This window comes from Planctomicrobium limosum (assembly GCF_051465645.1).
Lineage (GTDB): Bacteria > Planctomycetota > Planctomycetia > Planctomycetales > Planctomycetaceae > Planctomicrobium.
Genome location: NZ_CP195790.1, coordinates 480,088 through 499,255 on the forward strand (window position 1 = coordinate 480,088; position 19,168 = coordinate 499,255).

18 protein-coding genes are annotated in these 19,168 nt (G+C 52.3%); 9 read left to right on the plus strand and 9 right to left on the minus strand.

The features are described from left to right. Positions 1–38 precede the first annotated feature (38 nt). From SH527x_RS01850 to SH527x_RS01865, 4 genes are all read right to left on the minus strand, one after another. Positions 39–251, minus strand: a complete 213-nt coding sequence (locus SH527x_RS01850; protein ID WP_437192955.1) for a hypothetical protein — start codon at positions 249–251, stop codon at positions 39–41. Between the two features lie 263 nt (positions 252–514). After that, entirely contained in the window at positions 515–1,690 is a 1,176-nt protein-coding gene (locus SH527x_RS01855; RefSeq protein ID WP_437192956.1) for a formylglycine-generating enzyme family protein, read from the minus strand. Positions 1,691–1,897: 207 nt separating this feature from the next. Then, positions 1,898–3,190 carry a 3-deoxy-D-manno-octulosonic acid transferase gene (locus tag SH527x_RS01860; protein ID WP_437192957.1) on the minus strand — a complete coding sequence of 431 codons (1,293 nt, stop codon included), beginning with the start codon at positions 3,188–3,190 and terminating at the stop codon, positions 1,898–1,900. 130 nt (positions 3,191–3,320) lie between these two features. Further along, positions 3,321–4,052 carry an SDR family oxidoreductase gene (locus SH527x_RS01865; RefSeq protein WP_437192958.1) on the minus strand — a complete coding sequence of 244 codons (732 nt, stop codon included), beginning with the start codon at positions 4,050–4,052 and terminating at the stop codon, positions 3,321–3,323. Between the two features lie 228 nt (positions 4,053–4,280). Here SH527x_RS01865 and SH527x_RS01870 point away from each other — a divergent pair, with 228 nt between their 5' ends. The 3 genes from SH527x_RS01870 (at position 4,281) to SH527x_RS01880 (ending at position 7,642) form a co-directional block, all read left to right on the plus strand. Further along, positions 4,281–5,549 carry a CCA tRNA nucleotidyltransferase gene (locus SH527x_RS01870; protein ID WP_437192959.1) on the plus strand — a complete coding sequence of 423 codons (1,269 nt, stop codon included), beginning with the start codon at positions 4,281–4,283 and terminating at the stop codon, positions 5,547–5,549. A 502-nt stretch (positions 5,550–6,051) separates the two neighbouring features. Next, positions 6,052–7,068 carry a DUF1559 family PulG-like putative transporter gene (locus SH527x_RS01875; protein WP_437192960.1) on the plus strand — a complete coding sequence of 339 codons (1,017 nt, stop codon included), beginning with the start codon at positions 6,052–6,054 and terminating at the stop codon, positions 7,066–7,068. 157 nt (positions 7,069–7,225) lie between these two features. Further along, a complete protein-coding gene (locus SH527x_RS01880; protein WP_437192961.1) occupies positions 7,226–7,642 on the plus strand; it encodes a hypothetical protein in 417 nt (138 codons plus the stop codon). A gap of 74 nt (positions 7,643–7,716) precedes the next feature. Here the strand turns inward: SH527x_RS01880 and SH527x_RS01885 are convergent, their stop codons facing one another. Continuing rightward, on the minus strand, positions 7,717–8,409 hold the full coding sequence (locus SH527x_RS01885; RefSeq protein ID WP_437192962.1) for an anthranilate synthase component II: 693 nt from the start codon (positions 8,407–8,409) through the stop codon (positions 7,717–7,719). Between the two features lie 175 nt (positions 8,410–8,584). Here SH527x_RS01885 and SH527x_RS01890 point away from each other — a divergent pair, with 175 nt between their 5' ends. After that, positions 8,585–9,121 carry an MEKHLA domain-containing protein gene (locus SH527x_RS01890; RefSeq protein WP_437192963.1) on the plus strand — a complete coding sequence of 179 codons (537 nt, stop codon included), beginning with the start codon at positions 8,585–8,587 and terminating at the stop codon, positions 9,119–9,121. A 99-nt stretch (positions 9,122–9,220) separates the two neighbouring features. Here the strand turns inward: SH527x_RS01890 and SH527x_RS01895 are convergent, their stop codons facing one another. The 3 genes from SH527x_RS01895 to SH527x_RS01905 all read right to left on the minus strand — a co-directional run bounded on the left by SH527x_RS01895 (position 9,221) and on the right by SH527x_RS01905 (position 11,345). Beyond that, the gene (locus SH527x_RS01895) at positions 9,221–9,529 is read right to left on the minus strand and encodes a Dabb family protein (RefSeq protein ID WP_437192964.1); all 309 of its coding nucleotides are present in this window, start codon (positions 9,527–9,529) and stop codon (positions 9,221–9,223) included. A gap of 260 nt (positions 9,530–9,789) precedes the next feature. Beyond that, entirely contained in the window at positions 9,790–10,518 is a 729-nt protein-coding gene (locus tag SH527x_RS01900; RefSeq protein ID WP_437192965.1) for a CvpA family protein, read from the minus strand. Positions 10,519–10,811: 293 nt separating this feature from the next. After that, positions 10,812–11,345, minus strand: a complete 534-nt coding sequence (locus SH527x_RS01905) for a hypothetical protein (protein ID WP_437192966.1) — start codon at positions 11,343–11,345, stop codon at positions 10,812–10,814. Between the two features lie 293 nt (positions 11,346–11,638). Here SH527x_RS01905 and SH527x_RS01910 point away from each other — a divergent pair, with 293 nt between their 5' ends. The 5 genes from SH527x_RS01910 (at position 11,639) to SH527x_RS01930 (ending at position 17,093) form a co-directional block, all read left to right on the plus strand. Beyond that, the gene (locus SH527x_RS01910; protein WP_437192967.1) at positions 11,639–12,139 is read left to right on the plus strand and encodes a DUF420 domain-containing protein; all 501 of its coding nucleotides are present in this window, start codon (positions 11,639–11,641) and stop codon (positions 12,137–12,139) included. A gap of 1,082 nt (positions 12,140–13,221) precedes the next feature. Further along, a complete protein-coding gene (locus SH527x_RS01915) occupies positions 13,222–14,157 on the plus strand; it encodes a DUF1559 domain-containing protein (protein WP_437192968.1) in 936 nt (311 codons plus the stop codon). 88 nt (positions 14,158–14,245) lie between these two features. After that, complete coding sequence (locus SH527x_RS01920) at positions 14,246–14,638, plus strand: hypothetical protein (RefSeq protein WP_437192969.1); 393 nt, start codon at positions 14,246–14,248, stop codon at positions 14,636–14,638. Positions 14,639–14,845: 207 nt separating this feature from the next. Continuing rightward, positions 14,846–15,961 carry an SGNH/GDSL hydrolase family protein gene (locus SH527x_RS01925; protein WP_437192970.1) on the plus strand — a complete coding sequence of 372 codons (1,116 nt, stop codon included), beginning with the start codon at positions 14,846–14,848 and terminating at the stop codon, positions 15,959–15,961. A gap of 364 nt (positions 15,962–16,325) precedes the next feature. Next, positions 16,326–17,093 carry a helicase HerA-like domain-containing protein gene (locus SH527x_RS01930; RefSeq protein WP_437192971.1) on the plus strand — a complete coding sequence of 256 codons (768 nt, stop codon included), beginning with the start codon at positions 16,326–16,328 and terminating at the stop codon, positions 17,091–17,093. Between the two features lie 130 nt (positions 17,094–17,223). Here the strand turns inward: SH527x_RS01930 and SH527x_RS01935 are convergent, their stop codons facing one another. After that, positions 17,224–19,149, minus strand: coding sequence for a CotH kinase family protein (locus tag SH527x_RS01935; protein WP_437192972.1), 1,926 nt, complete (start codon positions 19,147–19,149; stop codon positions 17,224–17,226). Positions 19,150–19,168: the final 19 nt, after the last annotated feature.

Consider the following 19,168-nt stretch of genomic DNA (forward strand, 5'->3'; position numbering starts at 1 on the left):
CGTTAATGCATTCTTGCCTGATCGTCAGGATCGCCGAATCACGATTCTGTGACTTCGAGATCTCCAACCGGCAGGCATGCCAGCGAGGACATAAGCCCCTGTGATTCACAGTGTGACAAATAGGATGCAGGGAGCTTTTCCATTGATGGAGCATCCCATTCGAGGATGACCTTCATCTTTGCACCTGTCCCGGTTGTCTCCATAACCTGACCGGTCCATCCTGCAATGGATAAATCTTCGAACTCCGGCATCGAAATACCTTCGTTCACTTTGACCCTGACACCGGCACTCGGTTTGGGACTTTTTCCCCTCGCCATTTCTGATCCTGCGGCATCTTACCGCGACTGTAGCCTCAATCTAATCCATACGACCAGAATTAACACCTTAACGACTGTGTAAACTCCGCGTCAAACGCCCTTCTGGTAATCCCGTCGATCTCATACAAAATTCACCAAAGTTGTTGTCTACAAAAGATATTTCAGCATTCTAATGAAGTGAATTTGAATTCGTACGCTCAGTTCTTCATGACTGCAACGCTCTTTACCGTCTGAGCAGATTGAATCTCGATCTGTCGCTTCTGAAACTCAGGAAACAGCTTGGAATCGACGACGCAACGGAATCCGTTGTGATAACGGCTTGAGGCCAGATCCCCTCGTCCACGTGCTCGCGTGCGATAGCCTGTGCAGTTGTTGACATTGCAGAGGAAGGAACCGCCGCGTTGAACTCGCAAAACTGTCCCTGGCATTTCCGGGTCGAAACTCACCAACGGGCCTTTTGGGTTTCGTCTTGGTGAGTGCAGATAATAGTCTGCTGCATAGAGGTCGGAGCACCATTCCCAGACGTTCCCGGCGAGGTCGTAGAGTCCGAGCTGATTTGGCGGAAATGATTTGACGGGAGACGTTCCCAGATAGCCGTCTTCATTCTTTCGTTCAGTTGGAAACTCTCCCTGCCAGTAGTTCGCCTGATGCTTCCCATTCAGGAGGATCTCTTCTCCCCAAGGGAACAGCGTTTCTTTTCCGCCACTGCGTGAAGCGTATTCGAACTCAGCTTCGGTTGGCAGGCGTTTCCCGGCCCATTCGCAATAGGCAACTGCATCCTCCCAGGCGATATGCACAACCGGATGGTCCATACGACCTTCGATGTTGGAATCAGGACCATCAGGATGGCGCCAGTCCGCGCCATCCACAATCTTCCAAACCTGATGCTCCCAGCCGGGGAGATTTGTGACGAGTTGAGCCCGATTAAAGTCAGGATTGAAGCACATCGATCCCGGTGGAATGACATTTCCGTTGAACTCGCTGATGTCGGCTCCCCGATCGGCGAAGTCCTGTTTTGTCAGTTGGCGTTCGGCAAAGGTTTTGTAGCGAGTCTGGTCGACGAATTTTGAAAACTCGCGATTCGTGACTGGCGTACTGTCCATCCAGAAACCGTCGAGTTCGACGTCATGTGCAGGGTATTCATCGGCTTTGATTCGGAGTGGATTTGGAGCGCCGGGAGGAACTAACTCGTTCGTTCCCATTTTGAATTGGCCGCCGGAAATCCAGATCATGCCATCAGGAGTTTTCCCGGGTTCCTTAGTGATGAGGCCGGATTTTGACGTGGTCAAGTCCGTGGGAACCAACACCGCCGCCAGCAGTAATGCAAACAGCCCCAAGCCGACGCCGAGGATCAGAGAGAATTGTCGTGTCATCGTCAGTAACGTTTCTGTTCCGTTCTGTCAGGCAGTTTTCTGCCATGCGGATGCGACTCCAACGATGATTTTACCGTTTAGAGAGAGGTTCGTCTTCTGTACACCTGAATTACGAGAGAACAGCAACGAGATTATCTCGTCAGCATGCGAGCGAATGTCACTTCGAACGCAGGAAATCTGCGATATCTCAAATGGTGAACACGTGATTCACGATTGCTGAAACTTATTGACGATGAGAGCGACAGTTCGTGCTGTTGCTCCCTGTTGGGCGAGCACGACTTCGCGAGCTCGGTGTCCCAGTGTTTCCGCTTGTTGGCGATCGTTCAGCATCGAGCGAACGAACGTTTTCAGTTCTTCTGGCGATCGAGTGCGAACCGTGGCTTGATGCTGTTCAAGCAGTTCAACAACCTGTCGGAAGTTTGACGTGTTGGGGCCATAGCAGACAGCTGCACCATAGGCCGCAGGTTCCAGCATGTTCTGCCCTCCCCGATTGCCAAAACTTCCTCCGACAAAAGCGACGTCGGCAAGTCCCCAGCATGCCCCGAGTTCACCGACGGTATCCAGTAAGACAACGGATCGTGGTGTTGAAGGAGTCAGCGCTTTTTGAACAGACCGACGCAGGAGTGGAAAGCTTCGGTCCTGAATCAGTCGAGCGATGGAGTCGCCACGTTCAGGGTGTCTTGGAACAATGATCAGACGGAGCTTCGGGAACTCATCGAGGAGTTCCGCATACACATTCAGAGCGATCTCTTCTTCCGGTTCCTGAGTACTGCCTGCAATGAAGACCTGTTCGTCCGGTTGGATCTGCATCCACTGTCGAAGTGCAATCGTGCGTTCATTCTGCCGGTCGGTGACGACACCATCAAATTTGATCGAGCCTGTGGCGACTGTGCTTTCCGGAGGGGCGCCGAGAGCGAGGAATCGCTTCTGATATTCTTCAGATTGGACTGCGATCAGCGAGAATCGCGCCAGCAGGTGGCTAACAAGGAAACGAATACGATGGTAACCGCTAAAGCTCTTGGCGCTGAGTCGTCCATTGATCAGTAGGAGTGGAATCCGACGTCGGGAGGCGATGCGGATCAGATTCGGCCAAAGCTCAAGTTCCACCAGCACCAGATAATCTGGTTGAACTCGCTTCAACGCGTTCTTCACTGCCCAGCTGAAGTCCAGAGGGAAGTAAGCAACCTGACAGTCCGTCAGCTTCTCAGTCGCGACTGCAAATCCGGTGTCAGTTGTTGTTGTGACAAGGATCCGCAGGCCGTTGGGACATGCTTCTTTCAGCCCGGCGATCACCTGTCTGAGCTGCAAAACTTCTCCAACACTAACTGCATGAAGCCAGATCAGCGGAGTTGAAAAGTCGGTGCGTTCAGGGAGGCGTCCCCAGAATTTCTGATCGAATCCTTTCCGGTATTTTCCTGTGCGAATGCGTTTCCAAAGTATCAGCGGGCTCAGCAGCAAGATGAGCATTCCGTAACACAGATTGAAAAACAGACTCAGCACAAATTCTTACCGCCGGACCGTAGGGCTTCTTAAAGGGATTTGCTGCAATTGTTTGCTCTGGCACGAGGCATTGAAATCCCGGTGTCCCGCTGTGGGACACCGGTTTCAGAATGCAACAAAAAACTCATGCTTAGCAGAAGTCTTGCGTGAGCGGCTTAATGACCAGATCTGGAACGTGTGCCCGAGGTGGCAACTGAGCCAGCGTCAGGATCATAGCGGCGATGTCAGATGGCTGCAGAATCGTTGCCCGATGCTCTGCACTGACAGGGACTGGTCGTGCATCGAGGATTGGAGTTTCGACTTCCCCTGGATACACGTTGGTGACGCGAATTCCGTTCTTGCTCTCTTCAAGTCCAACGCAGGTTCCCAGAACGGTCATCGCGAACTTTGAAGCGCTGTATGCGACCCCGCCAAGGATGCTGGCTCGCAAGCCGGCGATCGATGAAATGTTGATGATCAGGCCATCTTTGCGTTGGCGCATCTGAGGAAGAACAGCATGGATCGTGTTGAAGGCCGCTGTTGCATTGACCTGCATCAGCTTATCCCAGTCCGCAGGATCAAGAACTTCCATTCGACGGTTTGGAATGTTGATCCCGGCACTGTTCAGAAGGATGTCAATCGATCCCAGTGATTCGGTCGCCCATTCGATCAGTGCATTTGCTTCTTCGCGAACGGAGACGTCCGCTGCCCGATAGATGATCTTGGGTTCACCAGTGAATTGTTTGGCGACTGCCTGAAGTTTGTCTTCACGACGGCCGGCGATCGCAACTCTGAATCCGGCGGCGGCGAATGCCAATGCACACCCTGCCCCAATTCCAGTGCCTCCACCTGTAATGAGAACAGTTTTTCCAGCCAGTGACATGAAAAATCCTTCAGTACATCTATGGTTTTATTTGGAGATTGAGTCTCGGTGTGTCAATGTAACGAAGGACTGGTTATCTTGCATCGTCAGATGGAAACTCAGGGGAAAGTGGGACTTTCTCGCGAACAATGCCTGTGTGATCAGCGCTGACCGGGCCGGGACATCCTTGATGTCTGGCCTGATATCGGGGGAAGTTTCTCATCGTGTCTTTCAGTTCTTTCTAATTTCATGCCACGTCTTTTTGCGACCACTGTTGTTCAGGAACTGACGAACGCTGGCTTCCTGGCGTATTGGGCGGGTGGGTGTGTTCGCGATTTTCTGCGCGGTGTCGAACCCCATGACTATGATGTGGCCACAAATGCGCGTCCGGAGCAGGTGCGAGAGCTCTTTGGAAGGAACCGGACGCTTGCAGTAGGGGAAAGTTTTGGGGTCGTGATCGTTCTGGGCCCCAAAGGGACCGGCATCTCTGTTGAAGTGGCGACGTTTCGTCAGGATGGGACGTATCTGGATGGGCGGAGGCCGGACCATGTTGAGTTCTGTGGACCTGAGGATGACGCACAACGCCGCGATTTCACCATTAACGGGCTCTTCTTCAATCCTCTGACTGAAACCGTACACGACTATGTTGGCGGACAGGCAGATCTCGAACGAAAGATCATTCGTGCCATCGGGAACCCTCAGGATCGGATGACCGAAGATAAGCTGCGAATGCTTCGGGCGGTCCGCTTCACTGCGATCCTTAATTTTCAACTCGATGAAGCGACGGCTCAGGCAATTCAGGGAATGGCCGATCAGGTCACTGTGGTCAGCGCGGAACGAATTGCTCAAGAGTTTCGCAAAATGTTGCCGCACGTTCATCGTGCATTGGCCGTGAATCTCTGTTCCGAACTGGGACTCATGCCGTATGTGATGCCAGAGGTTTATCGTTGCTCAATCGAGAATCGTCCTGACCGTTGGGCGGAGATTCTCCAGATTCTTCGCGAACTGATCACAGACGATTTCACAACCGTGATGGCGGCTCTGCTGCGGGACACGCAGGTCCTGGCAGACAAGAAGAACCGTGGAACCATTCCTGCTGGAACCGTGAGTTCCGCATGTAATCGGCTGAAGCTCTCGAATCAGGAAACAACTCGCATCTGCTGGCTGACGTCCAACAAGTATGCGTTAGAAACGTTGTTCGAGCAGCCGATCAGTGCGTTGAAGCGTTTTGCTTCTCAGAGTGGTTTTGGCGAGTTGTTTCATTTGGAACGAACCGCAGCGAGGGTTGAAGGGCGAAGCGACGAGCCGTACGCCTGGATCGAAGCTCGGTTGCAAGAGATTCCTGTCGAAGAACTGGATCCCCCTCCTCTGCTAACAGGCGACGATCTGATTCGACATGGGTTCAAGGCAGGTCCTCGCTTCAAAGACCTGTTGGATTCTGTTCGTGATGCCCAATTGAATGGGCAACTGCACTCCACGGATGACGCCATTGCCTGGCTTCTCTCTGCGCAGAAGTAAGTAAATCTGCTCATCAGTTATCGGGTCCGCCCCGGGGTGGCGTCGGTACTCGCAGTAGTTGCGTGACTTTTCTCATCAGGTAATCCAGAGGGTTACTGCGGATTGATCCTGAAGACAGTGGTGTACTTGGATGTGTTGGTGGATTGACGCAATTAATTTGTTGAATGCGTTCTTAGTTTGAAATAGGTTTGAGTGATGTTCGTTATGAACTAAGTTCGCTTATTGAGATTCAATTCTAATACTGTTTCATATCAATATCGATATTCAGCTTTAAGTGTGCGCTCTTGCACTCTTAGTTCCACTCTACTTTGCGAACATTTCATGATCGTGTGTTGATTAGTTTGATATCTCCATTCATGAGGATGAACTCTTTTCGGCTCCAGGGTTCGTTGTTGTATCGCTCAAAACAGTCCTTTGCTGGCTGGCTTCGAGTCAGTTCTGGAAATGGTGTTGACTTTCATTTGTTCCGGTTCATTCTTCGATACTTGTAAAGGGTACTGAAATGAAGATCTGTCAGGCAGGAATATATGCGAGGGGACATTGTAGAGTAAGACGACAAGGGTTTACTCTGATTGAACTGTTGGTGGTGATTGCGATCATTGCCGTCTTGATAGCGTTGCTTCTCCCAGCGGTTCAGCAGGCGAGAGAGGCTGCTCGTCGGAGTCAGTGCAAAAATAATATGAAGCAGCTTGGACTTGCGCTTCATAATTATCACGACGTACACCTGATGTTTCCAATAGGATCGCGTTCGGCGACAGTGGCACCGGCAAACAGTCGTGGTTGCAATTGGCGAGTTTCTATTCTGCCTTATCTTGAACAGGCGGCTGTCTATAATCAGTTGGACTTTAATGGGGCAAGTTTTTCCGGAGCGTCAACGAACTTCGTTGGAAATGAAGTGCTGCGAGGGTTTGTTGTGTCGGCGTTTAAGTGCCCTTCGAGCCCGATTGAAGCGTTTGTCGATGAACCAACAAGTGGAAATACAAATCGAAGCCAGATGCATGAGTATGTAGGGATCTCAGGTGCAACGCCGGATCCGTTGGGGCGTACAACTGTTTGTAAACAGAGTGGTCGCGGAATCGTCTGTGGGAATGGGATTCTGTTGCCGAACGAAAGTAGAGGAATACACCATATTGTTGATGGGACTTCCAATACGATTGTGATTGCGGAACAGTCTGGTCGTGTAAACGGAGAAGTGTTGAGGGCAAATTATTCTGGGGGATGGACTGGAACCGCTGCAGACAGTCTCATTCTGTATCGAGTGAGTACGATGCCGGCCGGTAATAACTATTATCACACAGGGTTGACGGTAGTTCGTCAGGCGATTAACGCTAAGGATAAGTTGGCGCAGGCAAGTAGTGCGACTTATGAGACAAACACGATTGTGAACTCATTTCATACAGGTGGAGTTCATGCTCTGTTTGCTGATGGAAGTGTTCGATTTGTCAGTGACAATATTGATATGGACACCTACCGTCGCGCCAGCGTTGCTGATGATGGCCAAGTTGTGGGCGAATGGTAAGCGGCGGCAAGGAGCTCCTGCGGACTCGTGCATCCATTTACTGTCTGCTTAATAACAATCGATCCTTCATTGACTCCTGTTTCGTTGGTCGTGCTGCACGCTGGACGTAACAGGTGTGTATCGAAGATTACACACATAGAATAGAGGCGAATTGCCGATGGTGATTCAATTGATATCTCGAAAGTGGCTACCTGGACTTTCGCTCCTTGGGCTTCTCGTGATCGTTGGTTGCGGATCTTCCCAGCCTGATGTTGTGGTTGGAACAATATCCGGAACGGTGAAGCTCAAGGGGACGCCGATGAAGCAGGGAGTCATTCGCTTTGTGAATAGCGGAAGTGGTTCAGAAGCAAACGCGGAACTCTCGGAGTCTGGGCAGTATCGTATTGAAGTTCCCATTGCGACTGGGGAATACCAAGTCAGCTTTGGCCCTCCTTTACTTCCGCCGCCAGATCAGATGGCGAGTGCAAAGCCGGTGTTGGTGAATATCCCAGGGAAGTATCAGGATCCGACGACCAGTGGGTTCAGCGCAACCATCAAAGAGGGGGAGAATCAACACGATTTTGAATTGAAGTAGGTTTCTATGTTGGAGCGATCGTGTGACGGCGTTAGTGTCATTCCAAATTTGCACTTCAACGCATGAACTCTCATTCAATTCGGTCGAGTTGCATCTTCGTCGATGGGCCTTTGGTAGAAGTCGTCTTCCTCTGAATGGCGACTGTGAACCGGGAGAATGATTTCCGAACTTGCAGGCTTTGAATGTTCGATGCCTGCAAGTGTCAGGAAGTTTCTGAGAAGCAGATGCCCGGATTCGGTAAGAATCGATTCCGGGTGGAACTGGACTCCGTAGACCGGCCAGTCTGAGTGCTCGAGTCCCATGATGACTCCATCTGCAGTTGCGGCTGTGATGTTGAGTGACTTTGGAAGTGACTCTCGTTCAATGACTAAAGAATGGTATCTGGCAACCTGCAGCGGTGATTCACAGCCCTCGAAGATCCCTTGCTGGCTGTGTGCAATGGATGAGGCCCGACCGTGCATGGGTTCCGGTGCTCGTACTACCTTCCCTCCAAATGCCTGACCGATTGCCTGGTGCCCGAGGCAAACTCCAAGGAGCGGAATTCTGCCTGAAACAGCAGCGATGAGATCCAGACAGATTCCGGCTTGATCGGGAGCGCATGGCCCTGGGGAGAGAACGATCGCCTGAGGGGGATTGTCGAGTATTTCGGCGACCGAGATAGCGTCGTTTCGCCGGACTTCTGTCGAGACGCCCAACTCTTGCAGGTATCTTGCCAGGTTGAAGACAAAACTGTCGTAATTATCAATCAGAAGAACCGTCGCCGGCATAACACTTTATCCACGAGCAATCTGCTCTGCACTGCGTTTCGCTCCGTCTTGAAATGGGAACTTGCCGCAGTGAACTCTCGACATTCGGAAGCAGACACTGTACATCTCAGACCTGACCGGATGCCAGACCAGAGTCAATTGTTCGCCCTGCAATGCAGGGTTGGGCAGTCGGTGAATGAGCAGCTTCATTCACAGGTGGGCAGATTTTCATCGTAACGTCGAAGTGGGTGACAAGGTGTCTGAGATTTCTCCCTGGAATGATCCTCGCTGGATTGCTCACACACAATTGCTGTTGAATTCTTACCAGCGATTACTGAAGACCGACTTGATTTCCCGGGAGGGTTCAGAACTGGAGCAGGCTCAGCGTCTGTACGAAGTGCCATTTGTCGTTGTTTCGCACGGAACCCAGGCCGATCCTGTGTTGAACTATGGAAATCAGACGGCTCTGAAGCTCTGGGAAATGGATCTCGAATCTTTTACGAGCACGCCATCCCGATTTACCGCTGAGCCACTTCATCGTGATGAACGAGCACGATTGCTGGAGCGAACGACACGTGATGGATATGTGGACGATTATTCTGGAATTCGCGTCAGCAAGTCAGGCAAACGTTTTCGGATCGCTCAGGCGATTGTTTGGAATTTGACTGATGATGAAGGAAAATACGCCGGTCAGGCGGCCACATTTTCTCAGTGGGAACCCCTGCCGGCGTAATCAATTCAGAAAGCGTTGTCAGGCGGCTTCGCAAGGGAGCGGCTCGAAAGCGAGTCTCAGCTTCCGAGTGCCCTCGGTTTCGCCCTTGTCTGTCTGGTCTTAGTTGTTGACCCAGGCGTCGAAAACGCGAACCTGCTTCCAGTTGGGGCTGAAAGTGGCGATGAACTTATTGTGTTCTTCGTTGACCTGATACACGTCGTGAGCTTCTTTGTCTGAGAAGAAGACGTGCAGCACGACATCGTTCATTCGGTCATTGACTGGTCTGGTGAACTCGTTCGCCAGTGTTCCTGCAGCGAAGTAAACAACCCCGGGATGGTTTTTCAGATACTGGTGGCAGCCATCCACGAGCTGCTGAATCGCGGTTGGAGAGTCATCCAGCAGTGTGAAATAGACAGTATGTGAAAGCATGTTGTTGACTCACCTTCTGGGTATGAACTGACTTGAATCCTGATTTGACATCAATGCGATACGCTGCCACTGATTGATGCAAACTGGACTATAACGCATCCGCCCAATCTCTGGTGTTTCCCTGAAGGAAAAATCAGGCATTTGCAAACCTGATTGATCTCGGCACAGGCCTCTAGCAGCTGTCACGCTCCCCTTTGCCCCAGGGCGAGACAGGGTGGGTTCTTACCTGCTCTTAACAACAGTGGACTTCGGACGTTTCTCTAAAATCCGCCGGTCCCAGAGTTCGGGTTCTTGCTCGGACTTGGTTGAGCTGATGGAGGTGGCGCAATCGACGTCGGGGTAGCCTGTGTAGCCGCTGTTCCTCCAGCTGCATACTGCTGACGCCGGGTTCCGTAGCGAATCGGGAACGATGACCAGATTTGCATCGTTTTCAGGTTGGCTGGATTGCTGGGGTATTCTGCCCCATCAAAGATGACAGGTCGACCATCTGCTCGTGTGCGGCTCAATGAATTTTCAGACGCGTACTGAGCGAATCCGAGCCATTGACGGTCCGGAGCCATTCCGAAGAGGTTGTGGCTTTCGGCTGTGAACCCAAGAAACTCACGAGGCAATGGGGCGATGTGCAGACTGAAGTAAACAAGCCCGATGAATGTGTATGCGGTCAGAACGCCAAAGGCCCATTTCGATCCCTGATAGATCGGGCCGATCATTTCTGCGTACGTTGGAATCAACTGTTCTCCGAGCATTCGGAGGAGGAATAGCGTCAGCGAAAGGATGCTCCAGAAGCTGATGATATCCCAGCGAACCTGCCATTCAGGTGGCAGCAGGACCGCCGTACTGAGGGTATTCGAGAGTGGCTCGAAGAAGTTGATGGCAATGAGGCCAGAGATGATCAGTGCGACAAACGTGATCCCTGCCCCGGTCGGACCGTCTGTTGCGACGAGCCAGACAACCAGTGCCATCACCAAAAACATCAGGATGTCAATCACAACGGCCCCTGCCGAAATAAACGGCGATTCGCTGTCGATGTCAGTAAATCGCCGGAGCAGGAATGTTTGCTGGTGCTCGAATATGCACGCCGCTTAGAGCACTGAGCTCATAGATTGCCCCGGCAGTTCAGTCGATTCATCAAAATTGGAATCGATTTTCCAGACAGGGTCAACGTACGCAAGGGAAGATCGTGAAATCGTTTGGTGTTTTCTTTGAATGGACACCATGCTGCAATCGACCAATTCCCCCTAAACATCGTCGCCGGAGACACGAGACCGCAAGCGATCTTCGCCTACGCAACGACGCATTCTTCTTGAAACGAAGGAGCCAGATCGAACTCAGGGACTGACTCTTCTTCGAAGTTTGAGGCGTTTGTGAGGTTGGCAACCTGTTTCAGCAGTCGTCGGCCTTCTGGGGAAACCCGATAAGTCAATCCGCCTTGCCCATCTTCCATCTGAAAATGAAGCCACCCATAGGCGATCAGTTGTCCGTGAATCGATGGGAGAGTGTCGGAAGAGACCCCTGGAACTGAATAAAGCCGCCCAAACCAGCGTGGCCCAGTGTCAGGTGCTGCTTCCGAGGGGATGGGGGCCGCTGCTGCGAGTTGCAGGTAGGCTTCGAGGACCTGTTGCCAGGTGATGTGGTTTGCCAGGATCTGAAGATCTGATTCGTCCATACTCGCCAATATCGGATCGCCATCTGGAGTTCTGGATCTGGACTGCAGAGGACAATCTGGCGATAGTGAAATGCTCGCTTCGGTCGCCTCATAGCCTGAATAAACGGCAATGTTTTCCTGACTGATTCGCTGGAATAAATGTCGTAACACTTTTCTCTAATTGGCGTTGTCGTCGCGGTACGGGTTTATGGATTCCATTTTCGAAGTCCCATCTTCGCTCAGAGTGATTGCGTGATCGGGGACCGTCTCCGGTGGCGAGTTCGTAGAATTCTCCGTTCGTATCGATCATTGAATATTGCTACACTCCCATTTGCGAAGTGAAGCAAGAGTTGGTCGTTCTCACGCCAAATCTCGTTCGCCTCTCTGGCCGCTATTGATCACCCTCCCTTTGCATTCGATGATTCTCGACTAGCACTGCGACGGCATTTTTTGATTGTCCTATCATGCTGACACACGGATTCCTCGGTTACGACGCTTCATTCATGCTGGACTTCGTCGTCACAGCATTGATCGCGATTGTGCCGTTGCAGCTGTACAGTCTGTACCTCGTCAAGTATCGCAGGCAGTACCTTCTTCATCGCAACCTTCAGATTCTGCTGGGGGCGACTCTGCTGGTTGCTGTGACAGCGTTTGAAGTCGATATGCAGTGGGTGCACGGTGGTTGGCAAAACATTGTGAATAAGAATCCGGAATCGCCACGCTTGAGTGACGATGCGTTTTCTCACGTGTCGAATGTGTTGCGGATCCATCTGGTTTTCGCGATTTCAACGCCCTTCCTTTGGGCCGCGACACTGTTTCATGCATTGAGACGCTTTCCCAATCCACCAGTTCCCGGGCAACCCAGCCGCCTGCACAAAACGTTAGGCTGGCTCTCGGTCATTGACATCGTCGGGACATCAGTGACGGGTCTGTGGTTCTACTATGTGGCCTTTATGGCTGTTTAGAACTCCGAGTTATTGCCCGTCTGACGAATCTGATCATTTTCGACCTGAAGAGAATGATGAGAGCGTGAGCGGAAGTGCGGTGGCTTCACTCGACTGGAATGGGTCAAGTGGAATGTTCCTGCCAAACTGACGATTGTTTCCTGGGGGCTGCTTTCGGGAACCTGTATTTCCTTTGCTAATCCGCTTGATTGACCGACAGCTCTGTTCATCGTCTGGGCGGCACTTACGTATCTCTCCTGCCGTTCTCTGGGAGCCAACGCTTTCATTCAAGGTCATGTTTGTTGGCGATTTAGTTCCTCAGAGAGGGATCGCCTTCGGGATGGCATTCGCAAGATGCACCATGTGAATGAGGTGGAATTGGGTACTGGTCTTCAGCAGCGAGTTCTTCTGCGAGATGACCTTCGCAAAGGTTAAGACTGGCTGGTCAGAGTAATTCTCGGGGCGACAGTCAGGGGGGGAGCCTGCACGACTGGTTAGCCCTGGCGGACTATCTTACGTGATCGGTTACGCGAGTTCCTGGTCAGACGCAATTAAGCTAAGTAGGCGATGGCACTCCTCGCGACCGTTTCAGAATTGTAAGATTTTTGCATCAGGCGACATTGTTTTGTTTTGTTTTGTTTCATGCCGTACTATCACCTCGCATATCGGTTTATCTCGGTCATAGGTGCAGGTGATTACAATTACCGTGCAGACAATGGCTTGCTAGTATTTGTATTCATGTAATGCGTTCGTGGCAGCTACGGGGTATTCTACGAAAATGCGGTTAAACGATTTAGAATTGCGTGACTAAGGACTCATCGCTCTTGAGATGAGCATTCGAGTGGATTGGTCTTACGCGTATTACTAATCGGCCTTAGGGTTGTTTCACGGTAGGGCTTCTGGTTTAGCTTGCTGCAACGACGTGGATGAACTGTCGTTTTGTTGGCAGTTTTATCAGTCGATTCAAGACGCAGCTTCGTTTGCAGGAGCATGATGTCATTACTGCAATACGGGAAATGTGGACGCTCTTTAGGTCGTTCTTCCGGAATTCATTCATGTTCTCGTACGAGGAGACTCCCGTGTCACCGTTGCTGCCGGCCCGAATGAATACTCGTCGCTCGGGATTCACGCTGATCGAGCTTCTGGTTGTTATCGCGATCATTGCCATTTTGATTGCATTGCTACTGCCGGCAGTGCAACAGGCGAGAGAAGCGGCTCGACGGAGTCAGTGTAAGAATAATCTGAAGCAGTTTGGCCTGGCGCTTCATAACTACCACGACACGTTTTTGCGGTTGCCTCCTGGCGCGATCACAAGTAACTGGATCGGCTGGGGGACGATGCTGCTCCCTTATATTGACCAGACGCCACTATACCAGAGTATCGGTACCAATAACGGTTTTAATACGACGTGGACTCAAGCGGCGAATTCCAGCGGTGCCCTGCATGTCAGAGATGTACTCGCAAAAACGCCGCTGTCAGGGTTCCAGTGTCCTTCCGATACCATGGGGGGGATTAATACACGAATGTACGACTATGCCACGTCCAATTACGTGGCAAATGTTGGCCATTTGTTCGAACCCACTGCAACTGCAGCAGAGCAGAAGTACGTGGGCCCGTTTCTCATGAATATTTCTATTCCGTTTTCAAAAGTGATTGATGGTTTGACCAATACGGTATTTTTGGGTGAACGTAAGACGATTGGCGAAACAGGCACTACTCAACCGAATTATTTTGGTTCTGTGTGGATTGGCCCCATCTCCGCGACAGCTCCAAATAATGTGTTTCCTAAAGCGGCATCAAACGGCTGGGCCACCACGACCCAGGGTAGACTTCTGTCCTTGGTCACAGCTCCCATGAGAAACGATCTCTATCTCGTGAATCAGCCGACATACGGCCAGTCGTTTTCGAGTTTGCATGTTGGAGGAGCTCACTTTCTCTTAGGGGATGGTTCTGTCCGTTTCGTCAGCGAAAACGTTGACCGCACGCTGTATCGCTCGATAGGCGGATATATGGATGGCGAACTGGTGGGTGAATTCTAGTCGAGCCGGATCGAGTGTGTTGACGTATTCATGAGGCGGGACCTGAGGCCGAGGTGCTTTACAAGGTCGAACTGAGGAGGAGAGAGCGTTGTTCACTCGGATGCTGGTTTTGCTGACTGCGATCATTCCTGTGGTTCTTTTGGGGTGTGGTAGTGCGTCGGATGGTCCGAAGCTTGGTGAAGTGGCAGGCACTGTGAATTTTGATGGAAAGCCGCTGCCAGGAGCAGAGATTCTGTTTCTTCCGGAAGTGGGACGCGGGTCAGCTGGCTTCACCGACTCTTCGGGGAAGTACATACTTCGATATTCGGAGAATCAGAATGGAGCAGTCGTCGGATCGCATTCGGTGCGAATTACGACGAAGCTGCCTGACGATAAGACGAAGAGTGAGATTCTGCCAGAAAAGTATCACAGCAAGTCTGAGCTCTCTTTTCAGGTGAAAGCAGGCCCGAACGTTGCTGACTTTGAACTGGCTTCGAAGTAATCACAGGCATTGCCTCTGAGTTTCTGTCCTGATGCGGCTCGCATTGTTCAGCGTTATGTGAGCCGCTGGAATACGTATCGGGCTGGCTTTATCTGCACCTTCGACTTGAAGTAAGATGCGGCAGTCGGGATAGAACTGTTCCGGCTGCAGCTCATAGGCGTCGAACGCTCAATCTTGTCTTACTTCAACTGCATGGAGTGCTTACCGATGACGTATCCTCAGATTTCGCGTCGAGGGTTTCTTGGTGTCTCAGCGGCGGGCATTGCTGCCTCGATCGTGTCTACGGGTTTTGCACAGAATAATCCGCCAGAATTGCAGTGGTTCGATGTGCGGGATTGGGGACTGGAAGGCAAAGGCTGGACTGACACGAAGAGTTTCTTCGATCGTCTGCCTGCTCGAGCCGAAGGAAAAGTCCCTGCCCCTGTTTGGAACCTCAGTCGGCACTCTGCGGGGTTGCTGGTCAACTTCCGGTCAGACGCTCCGACAATTTGGGTCGACCATGTTGTGACCAAAGGGCCCCCGCATACACAGGACAATATGGCCCCGATCGGTGTGAGCGGTGTCGACCTGTACGCGACGAATCCAAAGGGAGAGTGGAAGTGGCTGGCGGTAAGTCGGCCAAAAGCAAAAGAAACCAAAGCGGCTCTGATTAGCGAACTGGCTCCGGGCGAGCGCGATTACCGCTTATATCTGCCTCTGTATAACGGAACCGAATCGCTCAAAATCGGGGTTCCTGCTGGTTCCTCGTTCACAAAAGTCGCTCCACGAACCGAGAAGCCGATTGTGTTCTATGGAACCTCGATTACGCACGGGGCGAGCGCATCACGACCGGGGATGCCACATCCAGCGATTTTGGGGCGACGACTGGATAAGCCGGTGATCAATCTCGGATTCTCCGGGAATGGCCGCATGGAGAAGGAAGTCGGCGATTTCCTCATCGAACTTGATCCATGTCTCTATGTGATCGACTGTCTTCCTAACATGACAGGTGACATTGTCGCTCAACGGTCTGCTCCACTCGTGCGTCAGATTCGTGCTGCTCGACCAGAAACACCAATCGTGCTGGTTGAAGATCGTACCTATGCCAACGCGGAGTTCCTGCCGGCAACTCAAGCTCGACAGGCAGCAAGCCGCAAGGCTTTTCGGGAAGCCTACAAGACATTGCAGGCTGAAGGCGTGAAGAAACTCTGGTACATCGAAGGCGAGAAGCTGCTGGGTGAAGATCGAGAAGATACGATCGATAGCTCTCACCCGAACGACCTCGGTTTCTGGCGTCAGGCAAATGCGATGGAGCCTGTCCTGCGAGAAGCTCTCGGGATGTAATCGAACACCGTCGCGTGCTTCGTATGAAAATGAACTGATATTGAACTGAATGAGCCATCCATCATGATCGGGTGGCTCATTTTGTTTCCTGACTCGCCCGTCAGTGGGGATGGCAGAAACTGCCGGAGTGGAAATCGGGTTCAGGTCGTCAGGTGATCAAGACGATAATGGCAGTGGGATCGTGCGCGCTCGCCGGAGTTGAGAGATGTCGGGGGCCGCTCACAACGTTGCGTTTGTCCGGGTAGTCTGCTCTGGCAGATGGCTGAACGTCACTGTTTCATCTGATGAAACTCGGTCTCCGCTGACCTTAAAGCGGCACACTAATTCGAATTTTGCTCTCGATGTCTAACTGTGAAAAGGCGTGATGAGTATGGATACCATGGGCGCCATCTCCTCTGAAATGTCTTCATCTTACGCCGATTCACAATCGCGGACTGAGGCTCTGGAACGGCTACGATATCTTGGGCAGAATGGCCGCAACGGAATTCTGACCGGAACGAGCGGAACCGGAAAAACATGGCTGCTGCAACAGCTGGTCAAGCAATTGCGACGAGACGGTGTCGCAGTGGCTTATCTGAATTTGAACGGCGTGGGGGGGCCAGAAATCGCCCATCAGTTCGCCGCTCGGCTGGGGCTGGGAGTTTCGTTTCAGGCTGCCGAATACGAAGTCTGGGCACGTTTGCAGGACTATACCGAAGCTGCGAAACATATTCGCCGACCAATCGCGTTCGTCATTGATCATCTGGATCGGGCAAAGGAATCTGTCTTCAGCCCGTTGAGTCGGTTGATGGACATGTTTGGCGAACGCTGTTCCTGGTTGTTGGCGTCCAGAGAAATCAATGGAGAACGCCTGAACACATTTGTCAGTGACCGCAGCTGGTTGCGTGTCGAACTGTTGCCGCTTCTGCCGATGGAATCCGCTCGGGTTCTCAATAAAGTTTCGTCTCAACAGGCACCTGCGGCAATGTACACAACAGACGGTGTTGTCGCGGCACATGAATTTGCCGCCGGCCGATTGCGTCAGTTGCGGCACCTTGCAGAACTTGCATCGATGGCTGCTGAGGTCGAAGAAGTCGACGCCATCACTGGTGAGTTGGTTCGGTCCGTGACAACAGAGATCGCAGGGCGCTAATCGGCTCGCTCGCTGATGTGGGCGGGGATGTTTGAAGTCCATTTCGATTCAATAAGAAAGCCAGCTGCAGTACAGCAGGTGGCTTCAGTTTTTTGATACAAATTGAAATGAACTGACTGAGTGGAGCAACCTATTTCATTTTTGGCTCAGTTGCCTTCAGGAGGAATGTTCTTCTCTGATCGGCAAAGCTTTTAAGGCTCAGTTGTGGGCGCCCACCCTGTTCTCCGCCAGCCGATGACGATGTCGAGGCAACCGCTGCGTGGAATGCAGATGTTGATGACAGCTTTCTGGTGTCCTTCTCAACGGCGTCACTAAGCAGCTTTGCGTACCCGTCGACTTTGGGACCGAGTTTCTTCCAGTCCAGATCGTTTTGGGCCAGTTCTCGAACATACTTGAGATAGCGCTCTTTCAACTCAGGCACTGCCAGCAGTTTGCTGCGAAGCGGCTTTGTCGTGTCAGTCAGGCCGACGAGAGGGTCGAGTTCGATGCCGTTACGTCCCCCGGCCATGCCACCTGGGCCGCCAGGACCCCCCGGGAATTGACCCCGAGGTCCGCCATCCCGAGGTCCGCCGTCCCGAGGATTTGCTTCGAACTGAGGAGGCCCGTCTCTGCGATCGGCTCCAGGAGGTGGTCCCGGAGGCCCACCTGGACCGAAGCCGCCACCCGGTCCGAATTCTCCACCTGGAGGTCCACCGCGCATCCCTCCACGTCCGCCGCGCCCACCCATTCCCGGCGGTCCGCCCATACCGGGGCCGCCAGCGACCTGAAATGACTCGTTGGTATCATGAGGGATGATATGAAACTTGCCTTTTGAATCGCGGTAGATTGTGTAGTCGCTTGCACGAACCCAATAGCCGTCAGCGTTGATCAGCGCATTTTCCAGCGCCAGAAACCAAAGTGCTCCATCGACGTCGAGGATCGGTTCAAGCGCGGATTCCAACTGATCTGCTGGTGTCTCATTCAAGACTTTGCAGAGGTGAATCAGAGCATTCCAGTCAGCCGCTTTGTCTTTTGACTTGATGGTATAGATCTGTTTGTACGGATCAGCTTCTGGGCCAAGATATTCCAACCCTCCACGTCCGCCTGGGCTCCCCTGCACTTTCCAGCGGGCGCCTGTGTCTTCTTTGAAGTTCTGTTTCGCGAAGACCTTGTCGAACTGCTGAACGTTGGTGTAGACGCCCCAGCTTTCACCATTGACGACCAATCGAACCAGATTTGCTTTGGGAGCAGCGATGTGTTGTCGAGCGACGTCGAGGTAAAGCACCGCATGCATCATCGATGGATCGTCGTTTGAATTCAGCAGATTCAACGTCTTGTAATCTTGAATCCGTTGGTCTTTGTTCCACTCATCGACGGAGATGTTCAGAGATCGCTTTGATCCAGCTGGGACCGTGAAGTAGGACGATTGCCCTCGGAAGTGAACGCCGACGTTGGGGTAGACGTGTCCATCGACCATCAGAGTCGCTGGTACTTCGACATCGGATTTGTAGAAGGAGGCGAGTTCTTCTTCCCAGTCCGGTGATTCAAATGTCAGAAAGATTGTTCTGAACACCGTTGGATCATAAAGATCTCCCGTGGCTGCCGGGACATCCTTTGGATCAACTTTCTCACCGGGTTTGCCTGGCTCTCGTTGACGTCCGCCGCCTGGCCCGCCCGGAAATCCTCCAGGTGGAGGCCCGCCTGGGAACCCTCCCGGAGGTCCGCCACCTGGCCCCATCTCTTGGCGACCCGGTCCACGTTCTGGTCCGCCATCGGGACCTCGACCCGGTCCGCCGCCGCCAGGGCCACCTCGTCCGGGACCGAAACCTCGGCTTTGGAGTGAGGGATCATTTTTGATGGCTTCACGTGCGGTGGCACGTTCTTCGGAATTCAACATTCCGTCGCCATCTTGATCAAACTTGTCCAGCAGTTTTCGGTCCGCCCGATTCATCATTCCCGGTGGTCCGCCACGTTGACCACGAAAGCCTTCTTCAGGTCGAAAGCGGTTTTGCGGGGGTTCATCCTGAGCTTGAACATACATCAAGGCTGTGACGCTTCCGACCAGAAAAAGAAACATCGCGGGAATTCGGAGGTAC